General features: G+C 52.3%; 28 protein-coding genes. 14 read left to right on the top strand and 14 right to left on the bottom strand.

Annotated elements, in window-relative coordinates; all coding sequences use genetic code 11:
- Nucleotides 1–32 precede the first annotated feature (32 nt).
- Nucleotides 33–758 (bottom strand): Crp/Fnr family transcriptional regulator, encoded by a 726-nt coding sequence (locus tag ACT53C_RS00140; protein WP_476144236.1) that lies wholly within the window; start codon nucleotides 756–758, stop codon nucleotides 33–35.
- Nucleotides 759–967: 209 nt separating this feature from the next.
- Between ACT53C_RS00140 and ACT53C_RS00135 the strand changes: the two genes are divergently transcribed.
- Complete coding sequence (locus ACT53C_RS00135; protein WP_476144235.1) at nucleotides 968–1,303, top strand: hypothetical protein; 336 nt, start codon at nucleotides 968–970, stop codon at nucleotides 1,301–1,303.
- Between the two features lie 32 nt (nucleotides 1,304–1,335).
- Nucleotides 1,336–2,706 (top strand): class I SAM-dependent methyltransferase, encoded by a 1,371-nt coding sequence (locus ACT53C_RS00130; protein WP_476144234.1) that lies wholly within the window; start codon nucleotides 1,336–1,338, stop codon nucleotides 2,704–2,706.
- 40 nt (nucleotides 2,707–2,746) lie between these two features.
- Here the strand turns inward: ACT53C_RS00130 and ACT53C_RS00125 are convergent, their stop codons facing one another.
- The 3 genes from ACT53C_RS00125 to ACT53C_RS00115 form a co-directional block, all read right to left on the bottom strand.
- Nucleotides 2,747–3,331, bottom strand: a complete 585-nt coding sequence (locus tag ACT53C_RS00125; protein WP_476144233.1) for a sterol desaturase family protein — start codon at nucleotides 3,329–3,331, stop codon at nucleotides 2,747–2,749.
- A 28-nt stretch (nucleotides 3,332–3,359) separates the two neighbouring features.
- Nucleotides 3,360–4,010, bottom strand: coding sequence for a BON domain-containing protein (locus ACT53C_RS00120; protein ID WP_313986886.1), 651 nt, complete (start codon nucleotides 4,008–4,010; stop codon nucleotides 3,360–3,362).
- Between the two features lie 154 nt (nucleotides 4,011–4,164).
- On the bottom strand, nucleotides 4,165–4,815 hold the full coding sequence (locus ACT53C_RS00115; protein WP_476144232.1) for a PEP-CTERM sorting domain-containing protein: 651 nt from the start codon (nucleotides 4,813–4,815) through the stop codon (nucleotides 4,165–4,167).
- A gap of 237 nt (nucleotides 4,816–5,052) precedes the next feature.
- On the opposite strand from ACT53C_RS00115, the gene ACT53C_RS00110 reads away from it, so the two are divergent.
- The 8 genes from ACT53C_RS00110 to ACT53C_RS00075 all read left to right on the top strand — a co-directional run bounded on the left by ACT53C_RS00110 (nucleotide 5,053) and on the right by ACT53C_RS00075 (nucleotide 11,511).
- Nucleotides 5,053–5,607, top strand: coding sequence for a hypothetical protein (locus tag ACT53C_RS00110; protein WP_313986880.1), 555 nt, complete (start codon nucleotides 5,053–5,055; stop codon nucleotides 5,605–5,607).
- Nucleotides 5,604–6,029 carry a BON domain-containing protein gene (locus ACT53C_RS00105; protein WP_476144231.1) on the top strand — a complete coding sequence of 142 codons (426 nt, stop codon included), beginning with the start codon at nucleotides 5,604–5,606 and terminating at the stop codon, nucleotides 6,027–6,029. The genes ACT53C_RS00110 and ACT53C_RS00105 overlap by 4 nt, the downstream gene beginning before the upstream one ends.
- A gap of 18 nt (nucleotides 6,030–6,047) precedes the next feature.
- On the top strand, nucleotides 6,048–6,263 hold the full coding sequence (locus ACT53C_RS00100) for a CsbD family protein (protein ID WP_313986874.1): 216 nt from the start codon (nucleotides 6,048–6,050) through the stop codon (nucleotides 6,261–6,263).
- Nucleotides 6,264–6,386: 123 nt separating this feature from the next.
- Nucleotides 6,387–6,767, top strand: coding sequence for a cupin domain-containing protein (locus tag ACT53C_RS00095; protein WP_476144230.1), 381 nt, complete (start codon nucleotides 6,387–6,389; stop codon nucleotides 6,765–6,767).
- Between the two features lie 116 nt (nucleotides 6,768–6,883).
- Nucleotides 6,884–7,087 carry a hypothetical protein gene (locus tag ACT53C_RS00090; protein ID WP_194748552.1) on the top strand — a complete coding sequence of 68 codons (204 nt, stop codon included), beginning with the start codon at nucleotides 6,884–6,886 and terminating at the stop codon, nucleotides 7,085–7,087.
- A gap of 533 nt (nucleotides 7,088–7,620) precedes the next feature.
- A complete protein-coding gene (locus ACT53C_RS00085) occupies nucleotides 7,621–9,105 on the top strand; it encodes a carbohydrate porin (protein ID WP_476144229.1) in 1,485 nt (494 codons plus the stop codon).
- Complete coding sequence (locus tag ACT53C_RS00080; protein ID WP_476144228.1) at nucleotides 9,077–10,252, top strand: NHL repeat-containing protein; 1,176 nt, start codon at nucleotides 9,077–9,079, stop codon at nucleotides 10,250–10,252. The genes ACT53C_RS00085 and ACT53C_RS00080 overlap by 29 nt, the downstream gene beginning before the upstream one ends.
- Entirely contained in the window at nucleotides 10,249–11,511 is a 1,263-nt protein-coding gene (locus ACT53C_RS00075; protein WP_476144227.1) for a Dyp-type peroxidase, read from the top strand. Before ACT53C_RS00080 ends, ACT53C_RS00075 begins: the two co-directional genes overlap by 4 nt.
- A gap of 55 nt (nucleotides 11,512–11,566) precedes the next feature.
- On the opposite strand, the gene ACT53C_RS00070 is transcribed toward ACT53C_RS00075, so the two are convergent.
- The 8 genes from ACT53C_RS00070 to ACT53C_RS00035 all read right to left on the bottom strand — a co-directional run bounded on the left by ACT53C_RS00070 (nucleotide 11,567) and on the right by ACT53C_RS00035 (nucleotide 18,589).
- A complete protein-coding gene (locus ACT53C_RS00070) occupies nucleotides 11,567–11,971 on the bottom strand; it encodes an allophanate hydrolase-related protein (protein WP_476144226.1) in 405 nt (134 codons plus the stop codon).
- A 29-nt stretch (nucleotides 11,972–12,000) separates the two neighbouring features.
- The gene (atzF, locus tag ACT53C_RS00065; protein WP_476144225.1) at nucleotides 12,001–13,329 is read right to left on the bottom strand and encodes an allophanate hydrolase; all 1,329 of its coding nucleotides are present in this window, start codon (nucleotides 13,327–13,329) and stop codon (nucleotides 12,001–12,003) included.
- A gap of 43 nt (nucleotides 13,330–13,372) precedes the next feature.
- On the bottom strand, nucleotides 13,373–14,935 hold the full coding sequence (locus ACT53C_RS00060; RefSeq protein ID WP_476144224.1) for a hypothetical protein: 1,563 nt from the start codon (nucleotides 14,933–14,935) through the stop codon (nucleotides 13,373–13,375).
- Between the two features lie 34 nt (nucleotides 14,936–14,969).
- Complete coding sequence (locus tag ACT53C_RS00055; protein ID WP_476144223.1) at nucleotides 14,970–15,653, bottom strand: cysteine hydrolase family protein; 684 nt, start codon at nucleotides 15,651–15,653, stop codon at nucleotides 14,970–14,972.
- 185 nt (nucleotides 15,654–15,838) lie between these two features.
- The gene (hpxZ, locus tag ACT53C_RS00050) at nucleotides 15,839–16,207 is read right to left on the bottom strand and encodes an oxalurate catabolism protein HpxZ (protein ID WP_194748548.1); all 369 of its coding nucleotides are present in this window, start codon (nucleotides 16,205–16,207) and stop codon (nucleotides 15,839–15,841) included.
- A gap of 14 nt (nucleotides 16,208–16,221) precedes the next feature.
- Complete coding sequence (locus ACT53C_RS00045) at nucleotides 16,222–17,571, bottom strand: AtzE family amidohydrolase (RefSeq protein ID WP_476144222.1); 1,350 nt, start codon at nucleotides 17,569–17,571, stop codon at nucleotides 16,222–16,224.
- Nucleotides 17,572–17,576: 5 nt separating this feature from the next.
- Nucleotides 17,577–17,789, bottom strand: a complete 213-nt coding sequence (locus ACT53C_RS00040; protein ID WP_194748546.1) for a DUF4089 domain-containing protein — start codon at nucleotides 17,787–17,789, stop codon at nucleotides 17,577–17,579.
- Nucleotides 17,790–17,890: 101 nt separating this feature from the next.
- Complete coding sequence (locus ACT53C_RS00035) at nucleotides 17,891–18,589, bottom strand: GntR family transcriptional regulator (protein ID WP_313986852.1); 699 nt, start codon at nucleotides 18,587–18,589, stop codon at nucleotides 17,891–17,893.
- A gap of 498 nt (nucleotides 18,590–19,087) precedes the next feature.
- On the opposite strand from ACT53C_RS00035, the gene ACT53C_RS00030 reads away from it, so the two are divergent.
- Nucleotides 19,088–20,995: a putative bifunctional diguanylate cyclase/phosphodiesterase gene (locus ACT53C_RS00030; protein ID WP_476144221.1), complete on the top strand. Its 1,908-nt coding sequence runs from the start codon at nucleotides 19,088–19,090 to the stop codon at nucleotides 20,993–20,995.
- 53 nt (nucleotides 20,996–21,048) lie between these two features.
- Here ACT53C_RS00030 and ACT53C_RS00025 read toward each other — a convergent pair whose 3' ends face one another.
- Both ACT53C_RS00025 and ACT53C_RS00020 read right to left on the bottom strand, forming a co-directional pair.
- Nucleotides 21,049–22,230 carry an EAL domain-containing response regulator gene (locus tag ACT53C_RS00025; RefSeq protein WP_476144220.1) on the bottom strand — a complete coding sequence of 394 codons (1,182 nt, stop codon included), beginning with the start codon at nucleotides 22,228–22,230 and terminating at the stop codon, nucleotides 21,049–21,051.
- A gap of 328 nt (nucleotides 22,231–22,558) precedes the next feature.
- On the bottom strand, nucleotides 22,559–23,701 hold the full coding sequence (locus ACT53C_RS00020; RefSeq protein WP_194748542.1) for a GGDEF domain-containing protein: 1,143 nt from the start codon (nucleotides 23,699–23,701) through the stop codon (nucleotides 22,559–22,561).
- Between the two features lie 577 nt (nucleotides 23,702–24,278).
- On the opposite strand from ACT53C_RS00020, the gene ACT53C_RS00015 reads away from it, so the two are divergent.
- The 3 genes from ACT53C_RS00015 to ACT53C_RS00005 form a co-directional block, all read left to right on the top strand.
- Nucleotides 24,279–24,782 carry an RNA polymerase sigma factor gene (locus tag ACT53C_RS00015; RefSeq protein ID WP_194748541.1) on the top strand — a complete coding sequence of 168 codons (504 nt, stop codon included), beginning with the start codon at nucleotides 24,279–24,281 and terminating at the stop codon, nucleotides 24,780–24,782.
- 25 nt (nucleotides 24,783–24,807) lie between these two features.
- Nucleotides 24,808–25,860, top strand: coding sequence for a FecR family protein (locus ACT53C_RS00010; protein ID WP_476144217.1), 1,053 nt, complete (start codon nucleotides 24,808–24,810; stop codon nucleotides 25,858–25,860).
- Between the two features lie 336 nt (nucleotides 25,861–26,196).
- The coding region (locus tag ACT53C_RS00005; protein WP_476144923.1) for a TonB-dependent receptor plug domain-containing protein at nucleotides 26,197–26,861 on the top strand (665 nt) is incomplete at its 3' end.

The raw sequence follows: 26,861 nt of genomic DNA, 5'->3' as shown, positions 1-26,861 counted from the left end.
GGCTTTTTAGCGCCCAGGTCATGATAGGGGGACTATTGACGATGCCTGTGAATATCCGGGAGTAGCCGGTCAAACTCTGTTTTGACGACCTGATAACATTCGCACACGTTTTCTTCCAGCCGTGCGCGATCCAGGACGCGAATGTGTCCTCTGGCGTACTCAATCAATCCTGCCCGCTGCAGCTTGCCCGCGGCTTCAGTCACCCCCTCGCGTCTCACGCCCAGCATGTTGGCAATCAGCTCTTGCGTCATCGTCAGGTCATTGGTCGACAAGCGGTCCAGGCTGAGCAATAGCCATCGGCACAATTGCTGTTCAATCGAATGATGCCGATTGCAGACCGCGGTTTGCGCCATTTGGGTAATCAAGGCCTGGGTGTAGCGCAAAAGCAAATGCATCATGACCCCGGCGCGGTTGAATTCCTGCTTTAACAGGCTGGCACGCATACGGTAGCCGGACCCTGCGCTTTGTACGACGGCTCGGCTTGGCGTGGTTTCACCGCCCATGAACAGGGCAATACCGAGTATGCCTTCATTGCCGACCACGGCGATCTCGGCAGAGGCGCCGCTCTCTAACACATAGAGCAGCGAGACGATGGCCGTGGTGGGAAAGTAAACATGCTTTAAATGCCCGCCAGACTCATACAGGGCATGGCCCAAAGGCATGGGGACATACTCCAGCATGGCCTCAATGCGCAGGTAGTCCTCTTCGGGTAGTGCATCCAGCAAATGATTTTGCTTGGGGGTGTGCAGGGCGTTCATAGTGGCCTCTTTGAGTAGTATGCGTGCACATCATAGAAGAGCTCACTATACGCTTATGTACGTTAGCGTACATAAGCAATGGCAAAGCGCGCTGTGTATGCTAACGCACAGAGGCGGTGTTTAGTCGGCGCTACACTCAGGCTCGATTGAAGCGGTACGTCTGCATGAGTATGCGCTTGCCTCTGTCTTCTCTTCATCAAGGATCCCTCATGAATAAACTAATGTTCTGCATTACCCTTCTCCTGCTGGCCACCAGTCAAAGCGTATTCGCTGCCATGAAAGAGTCAAAAATGCCCCAGTCCTGTGAAGGGCATGCACAATACAAAGACATGGATAACAACAAGGATGGCGAGGTGTCAAAAGCTGAATTCCTGAAGTTTCATGAACAGCGTTTTGACAAGGTCAAACAAAAAAATGGCATGATCAATTTAGAAAAAATGGATAAGGATGCACACAATAGCTCGATGAATCAAAAAGCACTGGGGACGACTGCAGAGAACCCCGAAGTGAATGACCGTGATGCCACCAATGGCAGCAAATACTGACTGTCTTTGATTTTGGTACGTGGAGTGTGCAGATGAAAACCTTGAAAAAATTAATCACCTTTAAGGTGTGGTCTGAAGATCCATCTGCCGCCATGGTGAATATGCTAAGGCGCATTTTTGACCAGTTTGATGGCCATTTGCAAATCCAGTTATGGGACGGCCAACGTGTACACCTGGGCAAACAGGTTGCACCTGTCAATGGCAGTCCGTTTACCCTGATTTTTCATACGCCTGCGATTCTTGAGTCGTTTCTTAAACGCAAAGACCCCCTGACGTTTGCCGAGTCATATTTCAAATGCGAGATGGATATTGAAGGCGATCTGGCCGCCTTGCTGGCTTTGCGCGAGCAGTTCAGCCGATTGCACATCCATTGGCGCCTGAAAGGCCGCGCGCTACTCAATCATCTGCTGCGGCAACTCAAAAAGCCGGTCTCTTTACGGCCGCTAGCCTTGAGTCGCTTACCTGCTGCACAAGCGGTGCACACGCATAGCCGCGATGAAAACAGGCTGTCGATCCAGTTTCATTATGATGTCTCGAATGGCTTTTATGCCTTGTGGCTGGATCCTGCCATGGTGTATTCCTGCGCCTATTTTCTCAGCGAGGCACAGGATCTGGCTAGTGCGCAAACCGCCAAGCTGGAGTTGATCTGCCGGAAACTGCAGTTAAGCGCCCATGATGAGTTGCTGGACATCGGCTGCGGCTGGGGCGCGCTGGTGATGCATGCGGCCAGGCATTATGGCGTTAAGGCAACGGGCATCACCCTCAGCCAACAGCAATATGATTATGCGCAGCAACAGATCGAAATCTACGGCCTGACTGGGCGCGTTTCGGTGCGCCTGCAAGACTATCGCGATCTCCCCGGTCATGCGCAGTACAACAAAATTGCCAGTGTCGGCATGTTTGAACATGTGGGGATCAAGAATCTGGCCACCTATTTTCAGACTGTGCAGCGTTTGCTGGCCAGGGACGGGCTATTTCTGAATCATGGCATTACCAGCGATGTTGAGGGCTGGCCGGATAATCTGGGGCATACCTTTGTCAACCGCTATGTGTTTCCTGATGGTCAGTTAGACACGGTCAGCAATATCCAGCGGCAAATGGAGTTGGCGCAATTTGAAATTCTGGACGTGGAGTCTATGCGCAGACATTATGCCCTGACCTTGCAGCATTGGATTTCACAACTGGCCAGCCAGCACGACCAGGCGCTCAAATATGTGAGTGAGGCCACTTTTCGGATTTGGCTGGCCTATATGACGGCAAGCCGGCTTTCGTTTGAAAACGGTCATTTGGGAATTTACCAGATACTGGTCGGGCATCGCACCGTTGATCATGCCCGGCAGCCACTCACCCGAGCGTATATGACCGCCAATGCCGCCTCGCTCCCTGCCATGTTGCCTGCCTGAGGGGTGAGGGAGGTTGCGCCTGTTCAGGGCGCGACGTGGACTAACGTATGGATGGCCTGATACGTTTGCCGGCTGCGGGCGGGGCGCTTGTTCCCAGCACATGATCCCAAACGGTTGTGGTCACGCCAAAACCGTGCTCAGGGAAGCGATGATGCCGCCGATGTATCCTTTGCCGGGTTTTGAGCCATGGCATGCCTGGATGGGGCCAGTGATGAATGGCATGATGGGTCACGGCGTAAGCGAGGTAGCCGATTAACAAACCCAGGGTAAAGCAGATGGCGACTGCCGGCGAGACACCCCAGTACAGCGGCAAATAGACGGTGAGGGCAATCGTGCCCAGACTCACCACAGTGGCCGTGCAAATCAATGCATCTGGCTGCCGATGGTGCTCGGCATGCCAAGCCGAGAACGGTGGCCACTGATGCAGCACCCAGCGATGCAACAGGTACTCAATCAGCGTCCAGCTCAGGCTGCCGAGCAAGATGCAAAGCAGCATCGAAAACGTGGACAGGTTTGCCGGGGAGGCAATCAGGTAAGCTGTGATGCCGGCTATCAGCAAAAAATACACCGCAAAATCCAGTTGATAGGCGAGCTTGCTGTGCTTGATCAGCAGTAACTGTTGCATAGACTGCGGCATGGCATCCTTAAAGCGACTAGGCAACCTTGATCTCATTGATCACATTCTGAACCCCTGGCGTATTCCAGGCCGAGTGGTTAATGACTTCGCGCTCTTGCCAGCTGCCCACATGGCCAGTCAGCACCACTTCGGCGCCGTTGACCTTAATCGAGACATGTTTGACGCTCGCGATGGCTCGGCGTTTTAACACCTGCTCTATGTCATTTTTAACGGCTTCCACCTTGACTCTGGGCTCGATCTTCAAGTGATTGCTGAGCCCGGTGACGCCCATCAAATTGCAAATGGCGTAGCCGAGATTCTTTTTCTGATAGGGCCATTCCACAAAGCCGGTCAGGGTAATCCAGCCACCCTCGACCATGACTTGCACGGAGTTATTATGCAAATCGTTGGACCAGCGCAACACATGATTCACCGACCGGGCGATATCCGCATCAGGACGCTCGGCGCCGTATGACAACTTGACTGCTATCTCGATGGCCAGCGCCTTGACGCCAGGGACCCGTTGCGCCGCGTTTTCAGCGCCCCATTTCTGAGCAAAGGTATCCACATGGCCTGACAGGGTAACGATGCCGTCCTGCACTTCCACGCCGATGTTCGCCGCATTGACCGAAGGCTCCCATTGCAGTTCTTTCATCACATCTTCTTGTAATTGCACGTCGGTTTTCATCTGGGGCTTCCCTCGTCGGTTGAACCATGATGGTCGCTCGCCAGCCAGGGGTCGCTCTGTGCGATAGCGTACATTGCCAGATTTAACATGCAAAAAAACGCCGGTTGAATGGCGTTTTTGCAGCATCCTTGCCTGCAGTGCTTATCGCGAGAGATTAGCCTTTCATCTTTCTTATCCCAATCATGCCGAGCAAGCCTAATCCGAGCAACATCATGCCATAGGTCGACGCCTCGGGGACGGCAGCGGCCGGGCTAAAGCCGGCTGCATTCGAGCCTATCCCGTCCAGAACCCCGAAATTGCCTGGCTGATAGTGGGTCGCGCTGGTACGAATGATCTGGATAAAGCTGGTGGTTCCAGGTGGAATATCTGCAATACTCACCGGGGAAAAGTTCAGGCCAATCACGCCAGCCATGGTCCGGTCGGCATACTTGGAGACTTCCGTGCCGTTGCTAAATAGATCAAAACCGACAGCAGTCTGGTACACATTGACGGCCTGAGCGCCCAGGCTACGGAAGTCAAACGCCGTCAGTCTGTCGATGCCGTTTTGTGAGCTGGCATTGTTGGTAAACTGATAATAAAAGTCGAGGCCAGTCGCCGTGCTATACACTGCCGTGCGCGCCGTGCCATTGTAGCTGGCGTTGCTAATCAAGGTCGTGGCACTATCCAGCAAGGTGCCGCCAAAGCCCGAGGCCACAATCTCCACCTCTGCCGTGGGAAGATTCACTAGCAGTGGGGTGGCGTAAGCTTGTCCAACCGTGCCGGTGAATGCGAGTCCGATCAAAACGTGTTTCATCTTCGATTGCATGGTGCGCTCCTTAAAAGGTGAGGTAACAGAGCAATGAGGGTCATCGCTCTGGGCACATCTTCACGTAAACAAAAAACGGACTCTGTTCGATGGCGCACGCATCGCCGCGATGCCTTTTTTGCCTGAGAGGACGCCGCCTGGCCGCAGGGGCATGCGCGGGTGCGGTAGCGAACAGACCCACATTTGCCAAGCGCCGATGATGCTCTCCTCTCACTTTTTTGTGGATCAAGGCGGCCCATGCCATTCTATCGTCACCAGATTTCCGGCGTCTTTGAACAGCTTTCGCAGGCACACTTGGTCAGGGCGGCATTGATTAACGCCGGTGTCCCCGCATTACAGATTTCCATCAGCAGACGGCTTGCCCGCAGCGTTGACCTAGACCAGGCCGAGGATGGCAGTGAGGTCGCTCAACGAGTGTTGGTCATGGCCTGCATTGGGGCCGTTGCTGGCATCTTGTTAGCCAGCCTGGCAGAGCTGGGCGTGATGCTCCTGGCTCAGCCTCTGCGTGTTGCTGACGAAGGCCTCTCTAGCATGAGATGGCTGGCTTCTGGGGTGATTATTGGCATGCTGGTGGGGGCCATTGCCGGGGCCAGGATGGGCGATGCGCAAGTTATGCAAACACCGGTCGTCAGGTTACCTGCACGCATCTATGCATGGCTATGGCGATTGATCGGCAACAAGCCTATCCAACTCTGCGTCATCACCTACTCTTCGCAGGAAACGGCGATGGTCGCCGCGGTGATGCATCTGGCAGCGCAAGATTATTGTGACTTGAAGCTGGTTTCCTCATGAAGGTTGCTTTGTTGCGCCTGGCGTGGACAGCCACAATTGCTTGGCCGGGCAGCCTGCAGCTGGCCGCCCTTTGCCTGACGCTGGCTGCTTGCAGCCCGCCTGGGTCTACACCTGCGCCCACGGCAGAAGAGCGTCATTCGTCAACAAAGACCCCACTGGATGTCCCTGAATATGCTGCGCCGTCAGAAATGCCGGGTGCGCGCAATCAACTCTCCGATGCGCAGATTACGGCAAGTATTAACGATGCCCTCAGCCAGGAAGCGCTTATGATGGGCGTAGAGATCCATGTGGAAACGCTGGCTGGCGTGGTCAGGCTCACCGGCTATGCGGGCTCCCTGGCCGTGAGCGAAAAGGCTTCCGCCATTTGCAGGCAGATTGCAGGGGTCCGGGAGATTGAAAATGCCCTGGTCATTTCAACCTAAAAACAGCAAGGAGCGAGTATGGAATGGAGCGAGATACAAGCGGACTGGAAGGCGCTGGAAACGGTGATTCTCGACAAATGGGGGCGCCTGACCCAGGACAATATTTATGACATTGCGGGCAAGCGGGAGATTCTCGTAGAAAAACTGCAGCAAATTTACGGCATCAACAAGCAAGAGGCCAATCAGCAAATCAATGCGTTTGCCCAGTCGGTACAGGAGATCAAACACCATTGAACCGCATGACCTGGTCTTTCAACTGGTAAAGGCCACCTGTTCGTGATCTGCCTCCTGAAGTGGGCCAGTTCGGCGAGCTCTTGCTCACCCTCTGTGGCATAACGCCGCGCTTAGGAAGCCGTGATGCATGGATATATCCAGAATCTTCAACAAGCCAATTTGATGAATACACATTTCAGGCGGGTGGTATACACAGGACAGTGTAGCCAGTTGCTTCTCGTCTCACTCAAACCGGCTTTGAAGTATAGATGCAAGACCAGTTTTTACGCGTGGAAAAAAGGGGTGGGACACATCATCATCCATGGCGCCACCACAGCAGTGGAACAAGGATATGCGATGATGGTGCCAGCCGGGGGCCATCATCACCTGATCAATACGGGCAAACTGGACTTGAAACTACACAGCCTCTACTCGCCACCCAGTCATCAAGAGGGCTCCGTCTGTCCTCTGCGCGTGTATGCAGATGTCTCTAAGCTGCCCTTTGACGGGGTCACGACTGAATAAGCAAGACCGTGTTGGCTAGCGAACAAACAGCCCCTTGCGTGCCCGGTAGACTGCAAAGACTGGTTGTTGAATGTCCAACGGCCAGACACAGATCGACCACATAAAGGATTTACGCCATGTCAATTTCCAATCAAGCCAGTGGATTACATCAACAAGCAGCGACGGATCATGAAGCGGCCGCCAAACATCATCTGAATGCATCAGAGAGCTATCATAAAAATAATGTTTCAGAAGCCAAAGAAAGTGCAAAAAAAGCGATGGAAGCCTGCAACTCGGCCCAGCAGAAAACGCAGTCTGCCTGCAATTGCCATGAAAAATGAGTCAGGCATTTAAGCAATGCTGACCGCAACAATCCCGCTTAGGCGGGATTGCTGACGTTGGTGTCTCCGTATGCGGCCAACTGGCGATACGACGGATACTGCTTATGTTTATGCACGCGCTTATGAAAGGCCCATGCCATGCGCTTTGATCATCAGCCCACCACACAGTTAATCCGCATCTTGAAGGCCGGATTGGGCTTCAAGCTTACTCGGTGTCAACGGTGCGCACAGGAGATCGCGCAACTGGATGAGGTTGCAAAAAAAAGCGGTGCGCAAATTACCTGGATAGACTCTGCTTTATATTAACTTAGGCTGACATCTCAATCTTGCACCTCAGATTCTCAGCGAGACAGCTGGTCATGCGCCGCCTTTTTTCAAAATAGTTAACTAGAATATAAATAATAAAATCATGGAGTTGCCTGCCTTTTTCGACAGTAATCTCAATGTCGATGAAAGCTTGATGTAAGGAAAACGCTATTGAGTATCTCAAACCAAATAACGATAATAGTAATTATTCTTATTTAGGTTTGTATATGAGTTTGCTTACCTCTAAACGTGTCTCCAGACTGCTAGTCACTCTTCTTCTATCCGCAAACATTTTTATTTCACTGGATGCGTATGCCGTTCCTCCGAGAATTGTCATTCCATCCAGTGATGATGACGAAATGAATACCCCATCGACAGGCTTTTTTGGGTTTATGAGCGGGATTAATAGAAGTGGTAATTTGTTAGGTGACTTATGGGGATTTAGAAAAAAGCTTTCCCAAAAAGGGATTTCGCTCGCCATTCTGGAAACGAGCGAGTATTTGGGCAATACCTCAGGGGGGACTGCCAAAGGGTTCAAGTATGATGGTTTAACCCAAGTGTTGATGCAGATGGATACGCAACGTGCATTTGGTCATTATGGCGGACTCTTTAATATGAGTTTTCTAAATATCCATGGTAATAACTTAAGTGCTAGTAACTTACAAACATTGCAAACTGCAAGCGGAATTGAAACCAATCGGGCGACCCGGTTATGGGAGATGTGGTATCTGCAAAGATTTTTAGATGAAAATCGTATGGATATCAAGATTGGTCTGCAGAGTCTCGATCAGGAGTTTATGGTCAGTACCAATGCCTTGTATTTCGTGAATACCATGTTTGGCTGGCCAATGCTTCCCTCTGCTGATATGCCGGATGGGGGGCCTGCATATCCTTTATCTGCACTGGGCGTTCGTGTGTATGCGAGACCGGGTCCCATTAACAGTATTAATATTTATGCCGGTATTTTTAATGGCTTGCCATTAAAGTCGGGCGATAGTAGCCATACGCAATGGCTGAATAACCATGGTTTGGGATTCCCGTTAGGCAATGGTCCTTTAGCGATTGCAGAGGTGCAATATACTTACCCTTCCTTGGGGGCCATGATAGAGCCTGATAATCCCAATCCTCTCGGTTGGAAGCTTAGGCTCGGGGTTTGGTATGACGCTACCAGTTTTTCTGACCAGCGATTTGATGTCAATGGCATGTCACTTGCCAATCCATCCAGCAATGGCATTGCCGCTGAACATAAAGGAAATGGCGCCGTCTATGGTGTTCTGGATCAGATATTGTGGCGTGATGATAGCTATCCTGATCGGACAGTGAACTGGTTTTTCCGCGGAATGGGCACCCCCCTGAAAGATCGTAACCTGATTGATTACAGTTTAAACGTCGGTACGGTTTTCCACAGTCCATTCAGGAACCGACCCTATGATACGCTGGGCCTTGGTCTGGGCTATGCGCATGTGAGTCATCAAGCCACTCAGCTTGATAGAGATAACATCAGTTATGGAAATAATGTGGCTGGTCCTGTGCGATCGAGTGAAACATTTGTCGAGTTGACTTACCAATATCAAATCAAACCCTGGATTCAAATACAACCTGATATTCAGTATGTGATTAATCCCGGTGGCGGAATCCCTCAGCCAGATCATCCTAGTACAAGAGTGAAAGATGAACTAGTGATTGGCATCAGAACAAATATTTCGATTTAATTTTTTCTTCACAAAGGTGATTATGCGTTTCTTTTTGTTGGCAATCCTCGCGATTGTTAGTCTCAATTCACAGGCAGGGGAGCCTAAAGGACTGTTGGAGACTTTAAGCAAGCATCGATATCTGGCTCCCACTATTCCTGATAATGGCGATTTAAATCCTTATGCTGTGGTGGTTGTACCTGCCACCGTCGGCAGTTTGGAAAAAGATGATGTTCTGGTTGATAACTTTAATAATATCAACAATCTGCAAGGCACTGGGACAACAATCGTGCGTTATAGATCAAGCACCAAGGAAATGAAGCTATTTGCACAATTGCCGCAAAAGCTTGCTGATTGTCCCGGTGGTGTGGGATTGACGACCGCAATGACGGTATTAAAAAGTGGTTGGGTGATTGTCGGGAGTACTCCCAGCACGGATGGCACAACACGGACAAAAGGGGATGGGTGTCTTTTAGTCATCGATGCTCATGGAAAACATGTAGGTACCTGGAGTGGGCCGAATATCAATGCGCCATGGGGCAACATGGTTACCATAGACCACGGAAATAAAGTCATCTTATTTGTGAGCATGGCCGGTTTCGGGGTGACTTCGCCTTATACCATTGATCCGAATACAAAGTATCCTCCCATTGTGAATCAAGCAATTCTTCTGCGATTAGAGCTAGACATTCCAGAAGGGCAACCGCCGATGATTATGCAAGAAACCGTTATTGCAAATGGCTTTTCAGCAAGAGGCGATATCGCGAACTTTCTCTTGGGCCCTACTGGGTTGGCCCTGGGTGATGACGACACCCTGTATGTGACGGATGGACTGGATAATGAAATTACGGCCATTTCGAATGCGAGTGTCAGGACTGATAGCGCAGGCAAAGGAAGGTTAGTCACCAAGGACGGTTTGTTATCCTGGCCGTTGGCAATGGTGATGACGAAACAAGGCCACCTTATCGTAAACAATGGCAAAAATGGGCAATCAGTAGAAATTGACCCGCTCCAGGGAAAGCAAATTTACGCGCACTGGATGAACTCCAATCAGGCACAGTCTCCACCCGGCAACGGTAATTTATTTGGCCTGGCACTGAGTCCTGACGGTAAAGCGCTGTATTACGTAGAAGATGACATTAACTCTTTAAGAATAGCAACTCCATGACTGATCAGTACTTAAATCGCAGACGTTTTCTTGGCTATTCTCTGCTTGCCACAGCCGCGCTGCCCCTTAATACGTGGGCAAAAAAACTTGGCAAGGACGAGCGTCGTCTGTCTAGCTTTGGGATAGAGCCATTTTATGGTGTCCATCAAGCTGGCATTGCAACACCCATCCAGAAATTCACCTATTTTATTGCTTTTGATATGGTGTCTACAGCAAGAGATGATTTGATCAAACTCTTGAAGTTATGGACTGAGCACTCGGCGATAATAACGGCCAAATCTGCCAGTTTTGATCCGCAAGCCGATTTGGATCAACCCCATGTTGAATCCGGGGCCACGGTAGGATTGCCAGCCTCTAGGCTGACCATGACATTCGGATTTGGACGAACGCTGTTTGAAAAGGAAGGGGTAGACCGATTTGGTCTGGCTAAATTTTGCCCAGATGCATTACAAGACTTGCCAAGGTTTACCGGCGACCAACTCATTCCAGAACGCACCGGGGGGGATTTGTCTATCCAGGCATGTGCGGATGATCCTCAGGTTGTCGAATATGCCGTACGTAGATTGGCAAAACTTGCTACCGGTATCGCAGAGATGCGATGGGCACAAATGGGGTTTAATGGGGAATTTAAAAATCAGACGCCAAGAAACCAAATGGGTTTTAAAGATGGCACGATCAATATTGATCCCAAAGATGGCAATGCCATGAATAAATTTGTTTGGGTCGGAGAAGAAGGCCCCGCTTGGATGCGTGGTGGTTCGTACATGGTGATTCGACCTATCCGTATTTCTCTTGAGCATTGGGACGATATGAAGGTCTCTTTTCAGGAGGAAACGATAGGCAGGAAGAAAGATTCAGGGGCGCCGCTTGGCAAAAAACATGAGTTTGATCCTCTAGACTTAGCGCGCGTTGATCGTCAGGGCAATCCTGTGATCACCGAGAATTCGCATGCGGCTATGTCAGCCCCAGAGAATAATGGCGGTGCGGAAATTCTGAGACGGGCATTTAATTACGATAACGGCATTGCAAAGATTGCTGAACGGTGGCCACCATGGCGACAATTGACCACCTTTGACGCAGGGTTGCTTTTTCAATGCTATCAACGCGATCCAAGCACCGGATTTACAAAAATCTTTGCAAAAATGGCCCAGATAGACATGCTCAATCAATTCACGACGCATGTTGGGAGTGGATTGTTTGCCTGTCCTCCAGGCGTTTATCCAGGGGAGTATATTGGCCAAAAACTGTTTGAAGGTTAATTTGTCCTGATTGCAGGCTTGCGTGGTCTGGTGACCAGAAACGCTAGCCCATATTTTAGTAGGCTTGCAGTGTTTGTGCTTGCAGATAAGCCCGCCAGCCGCCAAAGACCGAGATATCAGTCGCAGTTGCACTGACGTATGCTTCACACAAAAAGCCAGCCACTTGTTGGCCATCTTGCAGCGTAAGGGTGCCAAAGCCCAGCGGGGCCGGGACGCTGGCAACCAGTTTGCCGTAGTTCTCCAGCGGCAGCTGCCAAACCTCCAGGGCGATTGCGCTGCCGCCTGTATTGACTCTGATCAGGCCGGGGCGCGGTGGGTGAAAGCCGGCCAGGTGGTAGAGTTTGTAGTCGGCCGAGGTATGGGTGGCGCGCACAAAAATGGCTTGCAATGCCAGCAGTTGCGGGTTGAGTGGCAGGCCTTGCATATGCGCGCCGCAGACGGCAACTTCTATCATGGACATGCGGGTTTCCTTGTATTTTTTTAGCGCGGTTAGCGGCCTAGCCGTTGCGCCAGTTCAAGCAGCGCAAGGTCATGAAAAGCCGGGGCGCAGAGCGTAATGCCAAACGGCAGGCCGTTGTGCTGGAATCCGGCCGGGAGGGCGATAGCAGACAAATCCAGCAGGTTCATAAAGTTGGTGTAATAGCCCAGGTTGCTATTGGTCTGGATCGGGTCCTGTTCCACTTCTTGTATGGTGTAAATCGTGCCTGCCGTCGGCGTGACCAGCAGGTCAACCTCATCCCAGCATTGCTGGGCCTGCGCCTGGTTGGCTTTGAGCTGGTATAGCGTGGCATAGGCGTCGGCCGCACTGAATTTGCTGGCCCCCTGAATGATGCTACGCGTCACCGGGTGCATGGCCTCTGCGTGTGATTCAATAAAGGGCCGGATGGCGGCATAGCGCTCGGCGACGATGGCGCCCTCATAAAGCAAGCGCGCCGTGTTGAGAAACACCGAAAAATCTATTTCGACGGCTTGCCCGCCTATCGCAGTCAGTGCTTGTACGGCGTGGGCAAATAACGCGGGCGTCTCGGGGTTGCCAAAAAAATTCAGTTGCTCAGCTCGGGGCACGCCAAAGCGAAAGCGGGGTGGAAAAGAATGCACTGCCTGCGCGGGTGCCCGCCGTGAATAGGCATCCTCGTGGTCTTCTCCTTGCGCGACTTGCAACACGGCGTGTGCCTCTTCGGCGGTACCGGCAAAAATAGAGACGCAATCGAGTGAACGGCAGGCCGGCACCACCCCATGCGTGCTAAGCAGGCCGCAGGTCGGTTTGATGCCAACCAGATTGTTAAACGCGGCCGGGATCCGTCCAGAACCTGCCGTGTCTGTGCCCAGGCTAAAACTGGCCATGCCCAGCGCAACTGCCACGGCAGAACCCGAACTGGAGCCGCCGGAAATGTAGTCAGGATCAATGCTGTTTTTGCAGGCGCCATACGGCGAGCGTACGCCGACCAGGCCGGTGGCAAATTGATCCAGATTGGTTTTGCCGACCGGGATCGCGCCCGCGGCAATCAGTTTTCTGACCACCGTGGCATGTTGGTCGGCCGTGTAGGCAAAGTCCGGGCAAGCGGCCGTGGTCGGATATCCGGCCAGGTCGATATTGTCTTTGATGGCAAACGGGATGCCGTACAAAGGCAGGCTGGTCGGGTCCATCGCCTCCAGTTGGCAGGCGTAGATCAGCATCTCTTCCAGGCTGACCCGGTTAATCCAGACATGGTGCGTATCCTCGGCATGGATTTTTTCTGCCAGCTGCCGGACCAACTGGCTGGGTTTCAGGCTGCCAGCGCGATAAGCGGCGCTCAGATGCGAAATGTTCAAATTCATGTGGGGCAGGGCTCCGGTGTGGGTCAGGGTGGCTGGCACGGGGTTAGTGCTGGCTGCTGAGGCCGGTGGGCAAGGCCTCAATGCGCGCATATTTACTGCTTAGCCACAGCATGATCGCGACCACCAGGTAACTGGCGGCAATCGGCAGCGATTGGCCAATGCCGATCGCCTCGCCATGCATGAGTCCGAAAAAAGTAAACAGCGCCGCTGCAAGTGCAAAGCCAGCAGCTTTTGTCAGTTTGCGGTCTATGACCAGGGCGGCAATCGCACCCAGCATCAAGCCGCCTAAAATGGCGCCACCACCCAGCACCTCCAGCCCGTGGTAAAGCACGCCCACCTGGCCGAGTTTATCCAGCCCCAAGGTGGCGGCATTGGTGCCAGCGACGGCGAGGACGTTGTCAATTTGCAATTTTCCCCAGGCCGCAACATGTGGCAAAAAGGCCAGAATAATGGCAGGTGCGTGGCTCTTGGGCGTTTCTTGAAACGCTTGTGCGCCAATCAGCATGCCGATATAGAGCAAGATAGGCGAAATGGCGACCACTGGAATCAAGGAGGCCATGAGGGCGATGATGCCCAGCCAGGAAAGCAGCAAAACGATGATGCCGGTCGCCGCTGAGTAGCCGATGCGGCCGCCCATGGCCTTCCAGCCGGGATGGCCAATGTAGACCGCATTGATAAATGGGTTGCCCATCAGGCAGCCAATCAGGCTGATCACGCCGTCGGCCGTCAACACCCTTGTTGTCGGAAAGCTGTCGCCCCCGGCGGCGGCGCTCTCAACGTTGTCCATTGCCTCAACCAGGTCATAAATGCCAAACGGGATGGCGGTCACCAGAATCACACCTAAAAATTCAAAGCCGGAAAACACATGGTTGATGGCGGGTAGCGGGATGGAAAAGCCAAAGTTGGCAAGGGCGGCGCTGACGTTATTCAGGCTCATGTGGGCATAATCGAGCCCGAACAGGTGAGAACCCCAGGCGATGAGCGTCCCAGCGGCAATCGCCACCAGCCCGGCCGGGATGCCTTTGAAATAGCGCACGCCGCCAAACCAGCTGGCCAGAATAATGGCGAAGCAGACCACGCCTACCATGGGCGTCATGAACATCTCCAGCGCCGGGCGCAAACTGATAAACGCGACGGAGACGCCTGCCAGCGTGCCCAATAAGGCGGCACGTGGGGTGATTTTGCGGATCACCGGCGCAATAAAGCCGCCCAGCATCAGCACAAAGCTCTGGATAAATACCCAGGCCAGTCCGGCCTCCCAGCCTTTGACCGGGTCGCCACTGGCCAGCGAGATGGGCAACATGATCACAAACACCACCACAAACATGTGCGGAACGCTGACCCCTGAAGGCAGTGCGCAGACATCGTTGCGACCGGTCTGCCTGGCGAGTTGATAGGCGAGCCAGGCGTAATACATGGTGCTCAGAAACAGCATGAGCCCGGTGGCCGGCAAGATGCGGCCGAACACCATCTCATCCGGCATTTTGAGCACAAACCTGAGCAGGCCGGTGAGCACCAGCAGATTGACCAGAATATTGGTGCCAAAACCAAAGAGCGCGTTCCAGTCGCCCGGTGACCAGAGTTTGATGCCTGAAGCGGTTTTCATGATGGGGATTCTCCTCAAATGGCGGGATGCCTGATTATTTTTGCAATGCGTTGACCAGTGGCTGGCTATCGGTGACCCAGCCAAAAATCGCGCCTTGGGCGGCAAACATGCGCAGGCTGACGGCGTGAAACTCGGGGTGGTATGAGGCGCAACAATCGCCAGGAATCAGGCAACGGAAACCGCGGTCATTGGCTTCGCGCACCGTGGTATGCACGCAGACTTCGGTCGTCACGCCACAGACAATCAGCGCTTCAATGTTGCGCTTGCGTAATAGCAGTTCGAGGTCGGTGGCATAAAAGGCGCCTTTGCCTGGCTTGTCGATAATGGGTTCGCCAGCGATGGGTGAGAGCGCCGGGATAATCTCGTGCCCCGGTTCGCCACGGATCAGAATACGCCCCATGGGCCCCTGATCGCCGATGCGCAGTTTTGGCGCGCCCCGGTCCACTTTGGCTGGAAAGGCATCTGACATGTCTGGTCGGTGGCCTTCACGGGTATGGATTACCAACATGCCTTGCGCCCTGGCCGCCGCCAACACGGCCTGGCAGGGGGCAATTGCCGCTTTGAGCAAACGCACATCATTGCCCAGACTTTGGCCAAAGCCCCCTTCTTCAATGAAGTCGCGTTGCATATCGATGAGCATGAGCGCGGTGCGTGCGGGATCAAAGACAAAAGCTTCGGGCGTGGCTGGGACGGTGACTATTTGCAGGGTGGCGATCATCGGAAAGGACTTTATAAAATGCATCAATGTATACAACAAAGCAAATCACATGCCTGAGTTGCGTCTATGCCTGGTTGGAAAAAAGGCTTTTAAAACAAGGGAATTCTTTTTTAATCTGCTCGGCGTGGATGCGGAAAATCAGCCAGCGCTCGCCAAAAGAGTGCGGCTCGCACCAAGCGAGCGCATTAGTCTGGCATCAGGGACACATGCGCCGCTGCGATTTTCCAGCCTTGTTCAGTGCGTATCCAACTCTGGCTTTGCCGGCCTGTGCCATTGTCGCGCCTAAACTCGGTGCTGGCGTTGGCATAGTCAAGGCCATAGGTGGTGATGACCGTATTAAACAGGGTGCGTGGCGGCGGGGGCGTGCGTTGTTTTCTGAAGGCGACAATCTGCTCCCAGCCATACAGGTTTTCGGCAGCGCCATAGCGCACGGCGAGGGGGCTTTGCCAAAAGAAATGGATCAGGGCTTGTACGTCATTGTTGACCAGGGCACGTTCGTAGTCAGCAAATACCGCTGTGACTTCGGCGAGGACAGGGGGATGATTAATCAGCATGGGTCACCTCTGTATCAGTTTCTAACCACGGGAGACTGGCAGACTGACAACGACTGTAAATGGTGTGCCAGTTGTAGCAGCTGCGCCTCCTTGCCGGGCGCACCTATCAGTTGTACCGCAATCGGCAGCTGGCCGGGCAAATGCACAGGCACCGCGACGACAGGCAAGCCAATAAACGAAATCGGCTGGGTAAACATGCCCATGTTGGGTCGCAACGGCATACGGTTGCCGTTGATCACCATGTCTTCTTGCCCCAGCGGTTGCGCGCAGCAAGGGGTGGCCGGTGCAATCAGCACATCCGTGCTCGCAAACACTTGCATGGCCTGCTCAAAAAACCAGCGCCGCAAACGTTGTGCCTGCAGATACCAGGCGGCTGGTAGCGTGGTGCCTGCCGCCAGCCTGGGGCGGGTCAGCGGGTCAAAGTCAGCAGCCTGTATGCGCAAGCGGGTCAGGTGGCGGTTGCCGCCCTCGCTGGCGGTAATCAGATAGGCGGCTGAGCGGGCGCGCGCCACTTCGGGTAACTCGACCACTTGCGTCACCTGCAAGGCCTTGCACACGGTGGCGACGGCGGCCTGTGCTTGCGCATCGCCTTGCTCAAAATAGCCGCCCAGGCGGGCGAGGCGTGGCGTGTCTGAGACTAATCGTGGCGTTGAGTCCGCGCTGGGGTTGCCTTGCAGCACGTCAAAGCAAAGCGACAAGTCTTGCGCGGAGCGCGCAAAAATCCCGGCATGATCAAAACTGTGCACAAACGGAAACATGCCGTCCAATGAGAGTGCGCCATACGTCGGTTTGAGGCCAAACAGGCCGCACATGGACGAGGGCACCCGTACTGAGCCATTGGTGTCTGAGCCTAGCGTAAGCGGCACCAGCCCGGCAGCGACGGCGGCGGCTGAACCGCCAGAAGAGCCGCCAGCGCTACGCGTCGGATCATGCGGATTGCGGGTGGGGCCAAAATGGTGGTTTTCAGTAGTGAAGCCATAGGCATACTCATCCATATTGAGCGCGCCGAGCAAGATGGCTCCCGCTCGCTGCATGGCCTGCACCAGCTGCGCATCGGTGCTGGCGGGGGCATGACTTTGGTTGATTTTGGCCCCGGCCAGGGTAGGCAACCCGGCAATATCAAACAGGTTTTTCACCGCATACGGCACACCCGCCAACGGTGGCAAGCGCTCGCCACGGTCACGTGCCGCATCCACGGCCGCGGCCTCTTGCAACGCACGCCCCGCAGTTACGGTGGTAAAGCTGTTGTAGCGGCCATCATGGCGCGCAATGTCGGCCAGCGCCGCCTCGGTCACGCGCAGGGCTGAGACGGTTCCCAGGCGGATTGCGTTGGCAATCTCGATTGCATTCTGACTTCCATCCATGGCGCTTAGCTCGCTGCTTGTGGGCGAAACTCTGGTGCGGGCTCAATGTGCTCGTCCAGCGGCCAACTCATGACGCGTTCGGCATGGCTGAATAGCAGGCGGTAATGTTGCGTGGTTTGCAGCAGGTCCTGTTCGTCAAGCGTGATACCCTGTAATTGCAATTGGCTGGCAACAAATGCCGGTGTGATTTCGGTGTCTTGTAGCATGGCGTGTGACAAAGCAAACTCCTTGGTGAGGTTTTTTTGATATGCAATATTGTATACAACAAAACCCAAGCAAGTGCCGTACCAGTGCCGCGTACTGGGTGGCTTTCAGGCGGTCAGGCAGAGGGGGTGGATAAGAACTTTTGCCGCGCCAAGGCAGTCAGCGTCAGGGTTTTGGCGAATTCTCGACTGCGCTGGATATGTCGCTTCATGGCTTGTTTGGCCTTGGTCGTGTCGCGCTCTTTAATGAGCTGCAGTATCTCATAATGCTCTTTATAGGTGCGCTGGCTGCGATTGTCAGCGTTTAGGTCCAGGCGACGAATGACGCGGATGCGGTGGTTAATGTTTTTTAAAATCGAGGCCAGCACCGGTTTGTCACTGGCTAGCGCCAGCCCGACATGAAAAGACTCATCTTTTTCACCAAGGTCTATACCCATCTGTAATTCCGCATCATGCTTCTCCGGCTGCCACAGTGCCATCATCTGCTCCACTTGCTTGTCACTCATGGCGTTGACCGCAGATTCGACGATGAGCAACTCCAGAGCGATGCGTGCCTCGTAATACTCCATCAGTTCGTTCACATCCAGCTCACGGATAAAGCAACCCTGCTTGGGACGTATGCTCAAAAAACCCTCTATTTCCAGCCGTTGCAACGCCTGCCGGATCGGCGTGCGGCTGACACCAAACATCTCTGCCAGCGCCAGTTCGGTAATGCGCGTGCCCGGATAGAGCTCAAAAGAAATAATTTTTTGCTTGAGCTGGCTATACAAAGCGTCGACAGTAGAGCTTTTTGCAGGTTTTTCTTTTTTGATCATGACCTTGAATCTGACTGGGGATGCGATTAAAGATACTTGGATAATGGCCTTTCGGCAACCGTTACACTACGTATGCGTGGTCACTACGCCTGCATTTTACGTGCACCTGGCTTGAATAGTCCGATTGGGCTATGAGTAATTGCGGGCATCGCTTTTATAATGACAGGCGTTAATTCGGGTTTGGTCATTCATCAAGGGAACAGGGCTGATTGCAACGGCTTCGATGGCCAGGGTTGCATCGCTTGTTGCCTGATTCTCAAAAAAACCGGACATTCGTGATACGAAATCTTCGGTAAATAAACATAGCAAGTCGTGTCCAGCATGGCAAAAGCAGTTGCCGCGCAGGATGCATCCAGATCAACCGCGGTTGATCCTCTCTATTTTTGCATTATTTAACAAAACCCCCGGCCTATTTGCCAATATACTCACCTGCTGCAAATAGGGCGTGTTTGCGGCTGTTCCGGCAGGGCCGAATTTTGAGATTTTGATGTGTTACCCATGATTGACCTACGATATTACCGTCATTTTGACGAAAACATCCTTTACGCCAGATACTTTTCGTTGCTGCCTTATGTGCCTGTAGTGATTGTGGCTGCAGTGGTGGCGATGCTGACACAAATCTCGGTGTTTCACCGTAATGAGCCCTTTGTCTGGTCTTTTGTCGTGCCTGCCATGCTCACGCTGGTTTCGGCCGCAGTGTTTGTCTACTGGTTTATTCACCGCAAGGAAAAACCGCACACCGATGTGGTTCGCAAACGCTTGCAGTTTTTCGCCAGTTTGCTGCTTGTGGCGGGCATCACCACTGTGATTTGCGACCTGCATCTGCTGCAAGACTCATCTGGCTACAGCCGCTACTTTTTGGTCGTGCAGATGACGCTATATGGCATCTGTTTTCCGTTTCTGCTGGTCAGCCTTGGCCGGCCGGCCTACCTTTACAATCTGATGCTGATCGTCACCACGCTTGCTTACGTGCTGTATGCCGATATTGAGTATAGCCATTCATTTGCATTCATGATCCTGATTTTTGAGATTGGCATGTTGATTGCCATGTACCGCCGCAACAAGAGCTTTGATTCCCTGGTCTACAGTTCGTTACACGCTCAAAATCTGGCCGCCGAAAATGCGCGCCTGGCCAATGTGGACATGCTGACTGAACTGCCAAACCGCCGCCAGTTTTTTGCCACGATTAAAGCGCAATCGCTGGAGCATTTGAAAAACGAAGGCAAAAAATTTGCGATTGGCATCATTGATCTCGACAAGTTCAAGCAGGTGAATGATGCGCATGGGCACCGCATTGGTGACCTTGTGCTGGTGGAAATCGGTCGGCGTCTCAAGCATTACCCGCGATGTCAGCATCCTATTCACTTCTACCGCTTGGGCGGCGACGAATTTGCCTTTCACAAGCATTTTGTTGGCGATGAAGCGGCGCTCAAGCAGCTTGGTCAGTCTTTGATTGCGCTGATTGAAGAGCCGGTAGCCGTAGAGGGGATGTTATTCAATTTGAGCGCCTCTATCGGTATTGCGGTGTTTCCTGAGGTGGATGATACGTCAGAGAAACTTTATGAGTATGCGGATTATGCGCTCTACCATGCAAAGAACACGGGGCGCAGCCATACCGAGCTGTTTTCGGCCCGTCATCTTGAACGGCTGCAAAGCCGCCTGCAAATCGAACGGGCGTTACGTTCTGCGGATCTGGTTCAAGAATTTTTCCTGGTCTTTCAACCGATGGTGGATATCCCCTCTGGTCGTACCATCGCCTTTGAATGTCTGGCGCGCTGGAACAGTCCGGCACTGGGGATGGTCAGCCCGTGTGTATTTATCCCGGTGGCTGAAAGTATAGGCATGATCTCCAGTCTGACGCTGACTTTGTTTTCTCAGGCCTTGCAGGCCGTGCAGGCCTGGTCTGCCCAGATTGGCTTGTCTTTTAATCTGTCGGCGTTTGATATTATCAGTGATAAGGTGGTGCAGGATCTGGTGGCGATGCTCGCCGCCAGTGGTGTCGATGCTACACGCATTACCTTTGAGTTGACTGAGACTGCCTTGCTTCAGGATTTTATTGTGAGCAGAAACAATATCGAGTTGTTACGGCAAACTGGTGTTTCCCTGGCGCTGGATGATTTTGGGACCGGTTACTCCAGCCTGAGTCACGTGCAAGGTTTGCCGCTCAACAAGATCAAGGTGGATCGCAGCTTTGTACATGATATGGAAACCAATCCGAAGAGCAAAATGATCGTGCGTTCCATTCTGGCCCTGTCTCATGGCATTGGCGTTGATTGCGTGGTGGAAGGCGCCGAGACACAGCAGCAAGTCGACTTGCTATCCTCCATGGGTTGCAAGATTATCCAGGGCTTTTACTACGCCAGCCCGATGGTTGAACCCGAGATCGTCAGTTACCTGCGTACCTGACCGGCATCGGGTCAGGCGATGCCTTGGCCATATGCCGGGGCCAGCTGCTGCGGTCAGCGTTGTCCGTTCCAGTGGCTGAGCCAGACTTTGCTGGCGGCCGCATCCATGGGTCTGGCAAAAAAATAGCCTTGCCCGAAGCGGCAGCCCAGCTCCCGTAAACCGATGGCGGCCATACTGTTTTCTATGCCTTCGGCAATCGTCTCTAGCCCCAGGCTTTCTGCCAGTTTGAGCGTTGAGGCGATCACCTTGCGTGATTTGGAAGAGGCCTCCATGGTAGTGACAAATGATTTGTCAATTTTGAGCTCGGTAAATGGCAGCGCCGCTAATTGCGACATCGAAGAATAGCCCGTGCCAAAATCATCAATACTGAGCTTAAAGCCTTGTTCACGTAAGTGAGTCAGGATTCTTTCCGCCTGTTGCGTATCCAGCATGGTGGCAGTTTCGGTCAATTCCAGAATCATGCGCGCGGGATCGAAGGCAAACCGTTGGCAGACTTGTTCCAGCATCATGATCAAACGGTCATTGTGCAGGCTTTTGGCTGAAATGTTGACCGACAAGCATAGGGTTGAACTGATGGATTGGATAAACTGGATACCAGTCACAACCACGTATTCAGTCAGGGCTTCTATTTGCCCAGTGTCTTCTGCCACATGAATAAATAATTCGGGTAACTGGATGCCCTGCTGTGGGTGTTGCCAGCGTAGCAAGGCCTCAAAGCCTATCACCTCGCCGGTAAATAACTCAATTTGTGGTTGATAATAGACGACGAATTGCTGCTGGCGGATCGCCTCGTCTATGCTCTCGTGGTCTATGCTGAGTGGTTTGACGACTTCTGTATGATCCGTGGCATGCAAATCGACGGAAGGATGGTCCGCCAGCAGTTTTTGCAGCAGATGCGGTAAGACCGGGTGATGCAAAATGCCGCGGATATTCAATTGATGTTCCAAGGCGGTCAGTTGCGCCAGCGGCAGTAGCGCTGAACCGATGCCGCTGGTCAGGATAATGCTGCTTTGGCAGTCCATACGCGCCAGCGTTTTCAGAATCTCAATGCCATCAATACTCGGCATGACCAAATCGATGGCCAGGTGCGATGGCTTCCAGGCGAGGATGGCATCGATAAATTGCCTGCCATCTTCACAGTGTTTGACCTCAAATTCCAGATCTTTTGCGACGGCAGTCATCAGGGTCGTCAGCGTGACATCATCATCCAGAATCAATAGCGTATTTGTACTCATTGCACCACCTCCTTTTATCGGCATTCATTGCCGTTCTTGTTGTTGCTGTGTTGCAGGGGTGAAACTAAATGGGTTCGCTGAGAATAAACCTCAACACATTGGGCTGTTTAGACTGAGTAAAGTTTTATGGTAATGTAATTTGCTTAAAAAATGAACATGGTTTTGGCTGAAAACAAACGGAAATGTGCTGGTTTGGTTATAAATAGCCAAATTTTGAGGCGGGAAAAGTGTTAGCACCGCCAGCGCATGCGGCGGTGATCGGTCAATAATGATGCGTTAGCAAGATTAGAAAGTGCATTGAGACAAAAGGGCAGGGCTTACTATTAAGTTATGCCATTTTTTTAAGGTCCAGGGGCTCGCTGTATATCTGCAAGTGACCGCGGCCGGCACGCTTGACCTGATACAGCGCCTGGTCTGCGTGTTCATACATGGTTTGCGCAGAGAGTTTGGCGTCGCAGGTGGAACAGGCGCCGATAGACGCGCTCACCGTCAGTACCCGTTCGTCGATATGCATGGCTTGAGACAGTGCATGGCTGATTTCTGCACACACTTGCTTGAGGCGCAGATGCTCGCAATCAGACAATAAATGAAATGCGAACTCATCGCCACCCAGTCGGTAAAACTGCACGTCTGCTGTGTGAATCGCAGCCAGCCGCTTGCCCACCTCGCTTAATACCAGGTCGCCAATATGGTGACCGTACTGATCGTTGATCGGTTTGAAATGGTCAAGATCCAGAATGCCAACAACAAAACAATGCTCTCCCAGGCTGGATTCGGCTTGCTGTTGTGCCGCTTGCAGAAAGAACTGACGCCGGTTAGGCAGCGCAGTTAACACATCCTGTTGTGCCAGCCGCTGATTTTCCTTAAGCAGGCTTTGCGTTTCAAAGGTTGCATTCACCCATTGGTCAAAGGTCTTGTTGCTGGCGCGCATGGTTAACAGCATGCCCACTTCAAACACCAGAATCAGCATGGCGACCAAATAGGGATGTTCAATGTCGCCGCGAAACACGCAGGTCACCGCCGCTCCAATCAGCAACACATTGTAGGCATAAGCCGCCGCCCCCAATTTGCTCAGGATAAAGGCAAAGCACAAGCCATACAGCGTGTTGTGCACGATTAAGAAATAATGCGAAAAACTGCCCGTGATTGGAAACAGGTACAAACTGCGCCAGAAGGTAAACAGGCCTGCCAGTATCAGCAATGTAGAGGCGGTATCCAGGCGTTTGCGGATATTCTCGATCGGTGGCTGGTCATGCCTGTGCTTGTACCAGAACCACAGCAAAATCACGCCTATCGCCAAGCGCAACATGGGTGGCAAAATGGCAAATTTCCAATCAATCTCACCCTGCAACGCCACCATTTGGATCGTCAATGCGCTAATCGCGGTAAAAATGACCACGGGCACGTCGTTTACCAGGCTGTGGTAGCGGGCGCGCAATAAGTTAGCATCAGGTTTCTGGAGCAGTGACATTAAAATCGGTACAGGTTTCAGGAATAGCTTATCTTATGCAAGAGGCAACCGGCTTGATCATCAAAATATCGCTTTGTTTTATTCTTTATTAAGCGTTTTACTTCAGATGAAAGCAGCAATGTCCGAACCCGCATCCATTGTTCAGGCGATGGATGCCAGTTAGTTGGCGCTATTATCGAAAACTTTGAGCTTCTAGGGGGAGAGCATGGATTCAATTTATCGCTAATTTTTGCAATTTATTGTGAACTTGGGGTATGGCCGTGCCGCCAATATTTTTGTGGTTTGGCGCTTCCCGCTGTGATGCCAGCATGATTCGATGCCTATTCATGATGGATAAACAAGTGTTAGCGTTGCAGCCTTCACGATCCAGCGGAGCGGTCGCTGGATGTTTCATAACCAAATTGGTTTTTATCAGCCATTTTTTATTAAATATGGTTGTTTTAAACCTGTTTTATGTCAGGAAATTTTCCCTATTCATTTTTTTTATAATTGAGAATCAGTCTCTTATACGTGGTTGTGTCATGTGGCATGCGTTTTGCACTCTATGAATATAAATCTAAAAGTAGGGTGGCAGGATATGAGCGAGACACTGGCATGGTGCGGGATCGATTTAAAATGGGCTTACACGGATGTGTTGCGTCGCATTGGTCGGCGAACAGCCTGTGTGCAGCGGGCCAAAGATATTTTGCATGATGCGCTGGTGTTTTTTGCCGTCTCCAGCCATCCGGCACGTGAAGAGTCGCCACAGGCCTATTTAAACGGCATCGTGAATCATCTGCTGGTCGATGAGTTCAGATACCGAACCCGCTTTGTCGATGAGGAGCAGATGGACGAAACCGCCCTGATCCTCGACTGCACGCCAGAGCAGCTGTATGAAACTCGGCAAAAACTGCATCATTTGCAACGTATTGTGGATTTATTGCCAGAAAAATGCCGCCAGGTATTCTGGCTCTATCACGTCGATGAAATGAAGCAACGCGAAATCGCCTTGCATCTGGATATCAGTACCAGCATGGTTGAAAAACATCTGATTCGTGCCATGCTGGACATCCGTGCCTTTCAGCAAAGCCTGAACCATTAAAGGCGTACTGACCTCAACTGCTGCCATGTCAAAACCCGCCCAGTCCAAGCCACTCAATGCCAAATCGCTCACCTTGAGCGAGATGGCGGCGCGCTGGTATTTACGGTTGCGTGAGCAGGAGAAAAATGCACGTGGTAGCGAGCAGCAAGCGTTTGAGGCATGGCTGGCCGATGATCCGCGCCATGCAGCTGAATACGACAGCATTGCCCGTGCCATGCGGCAACTGGATTCAGCCGAGAGCCTCTCTAGCTTGGCCGATGCCGCCGAGCAGCGAATGTTTTTAGCCAACGAGGCCAAACGCAAAACCCGGCAGCGCCGGCTCGGCCAACTGCTCATGATAGGCATGATCAGTATCATGGGTTATTTCTCACATCAGCAATACCAGGTTTGGCAGGCCCAGCCCGTCATGCAAATGGCCGCGCAAAACCCGGTAGGTCAAATCGTCACCAAAACGCTGGATGATGGCAGTAAAGTCACTCTAAGTGCCAAAAGCGACATGCAAGTCACTTACTACCGCCACGAGCGCCATGTGCTGCTCAAAGAAGGTGAAGCCATTTTTGAAGTGACCAAAGACCCAGAGCGCCCCTTCATCGTCGAAACCGATACCGCCAAAGTCACTGTGTTAGGCACACGCTTTGCCGTCAACCGGCTGCAACAACTGGTTCGTATCAGCGTGGATCATGGCCGGGTCAAGGTCGAACCAAATCTCGACTCTAAAGCTGAACTGGACACCTCAACCGCTGAAGGCCAGCCCGCCATCGCCAGAGAAATCACCAACGGCCAGGTGCTCGAGGTCTACCCCAATCACGCCATGGCACTGGTCAATCGCCCCGCCTCGGACGCCTTTGCCTTCATGAAAGGCCGTCTGGTGTTTGACCGCGCCGATATCGACGAAATCGCCTACACCGTTTCGCGCTACCGCGTTAAACCCGTGCAAGCACAGGGCAAGCAGGTGCGCAATATTTCTGCAGATATCAATATCCAGGATATCGACCATTTCCTGCGCGGCCTGCCCAATATTGCCCCGGTCAAACTGCAAGAAACGCCGCAATATACTTTGCTCAATAGCACGCACTAATCACTTGATGTGGGATGCTGAGTAAGGGCGTAATCAATCACGTTGCTTCAGCCATTCCTCGCTGCAAATGAGTCTTTGCAAATACGCATACGATTAAGCCTTCTCGCTAATTCCTGATCCCCAGTCTCGCCATATTTGGCTTTTCATCGGCTTTTATTAAAGCGATTTTCTAACGCTCAAAAAACATCACCAAACCCATTGTGTAAAGTTAAGTTAACAACGTCAGGGTTTTGTCGCGCTCACAGATGAGTCAATAGGACAGGAGAAGAATCTGTGATTAAACATACAAAAATACACAAAAGAGGATTACACACAGCGCTCACTGCATTGAGCGTGATGGCAACACAACCCACTTGGGCAGAAGCACTGAACACCCAATTGCCAACACAGCAAGAGGAGACTTTTAGCGTGCCAGTGAATGTGGATATTCCAAAACAGCCTTTGGCGAACTCTTTGCACGACCTGAGCAAAGCCACCGGGATGAATATCTCATTCCCGAACGACATCGTTTCCGGCAAAACTGCGCCAGAAGTGCGTGGCCGTATGACGAGCGCGGAAGCCCTGCGGAGGATGTTGAATGAAAGCGGTCTTGTCCCTAAGGTAGAAGGCAATAACATCTTTATTCAAAAAGCCACAAAAGACGCAAAAAAGGACGTTCAACTCGATAAAGTAGAAGTCCGCGCAAAACGGTTTTATGAAATTGGCCCCTTAGGTGGTACTGGCCTGACCAAGGAAGAAATCCCTGGCAACGTGCAATCGCTCACAGCTCAAGACATTAAAGAGGCGCATGCTTTAAGTCTAACCGATTTGATGAATTCGAAATTGCAGTCAGTGAACGTCAACGACTATCAGGGCAATCCATTCCAGATGGATGTCCAATATCGTGGCTTCACTGCGGGGCCTCAAATCGGCACCCCGCAAGGGTTGTCTGCTTTTATTGACGGTATTCGTATTAATGAGCCATTTGGGGATGTAGTTAACTGGGACATGATTCCATTAAA

Source organism: Methylophilus sp. DMC14 (assembly GCF_056314085.1).
The sequence above is the reverse complement of the archived record's forward strand: the minus strand, read 5'-3'. Positions and strand labels throughout refer to the sequence as shown.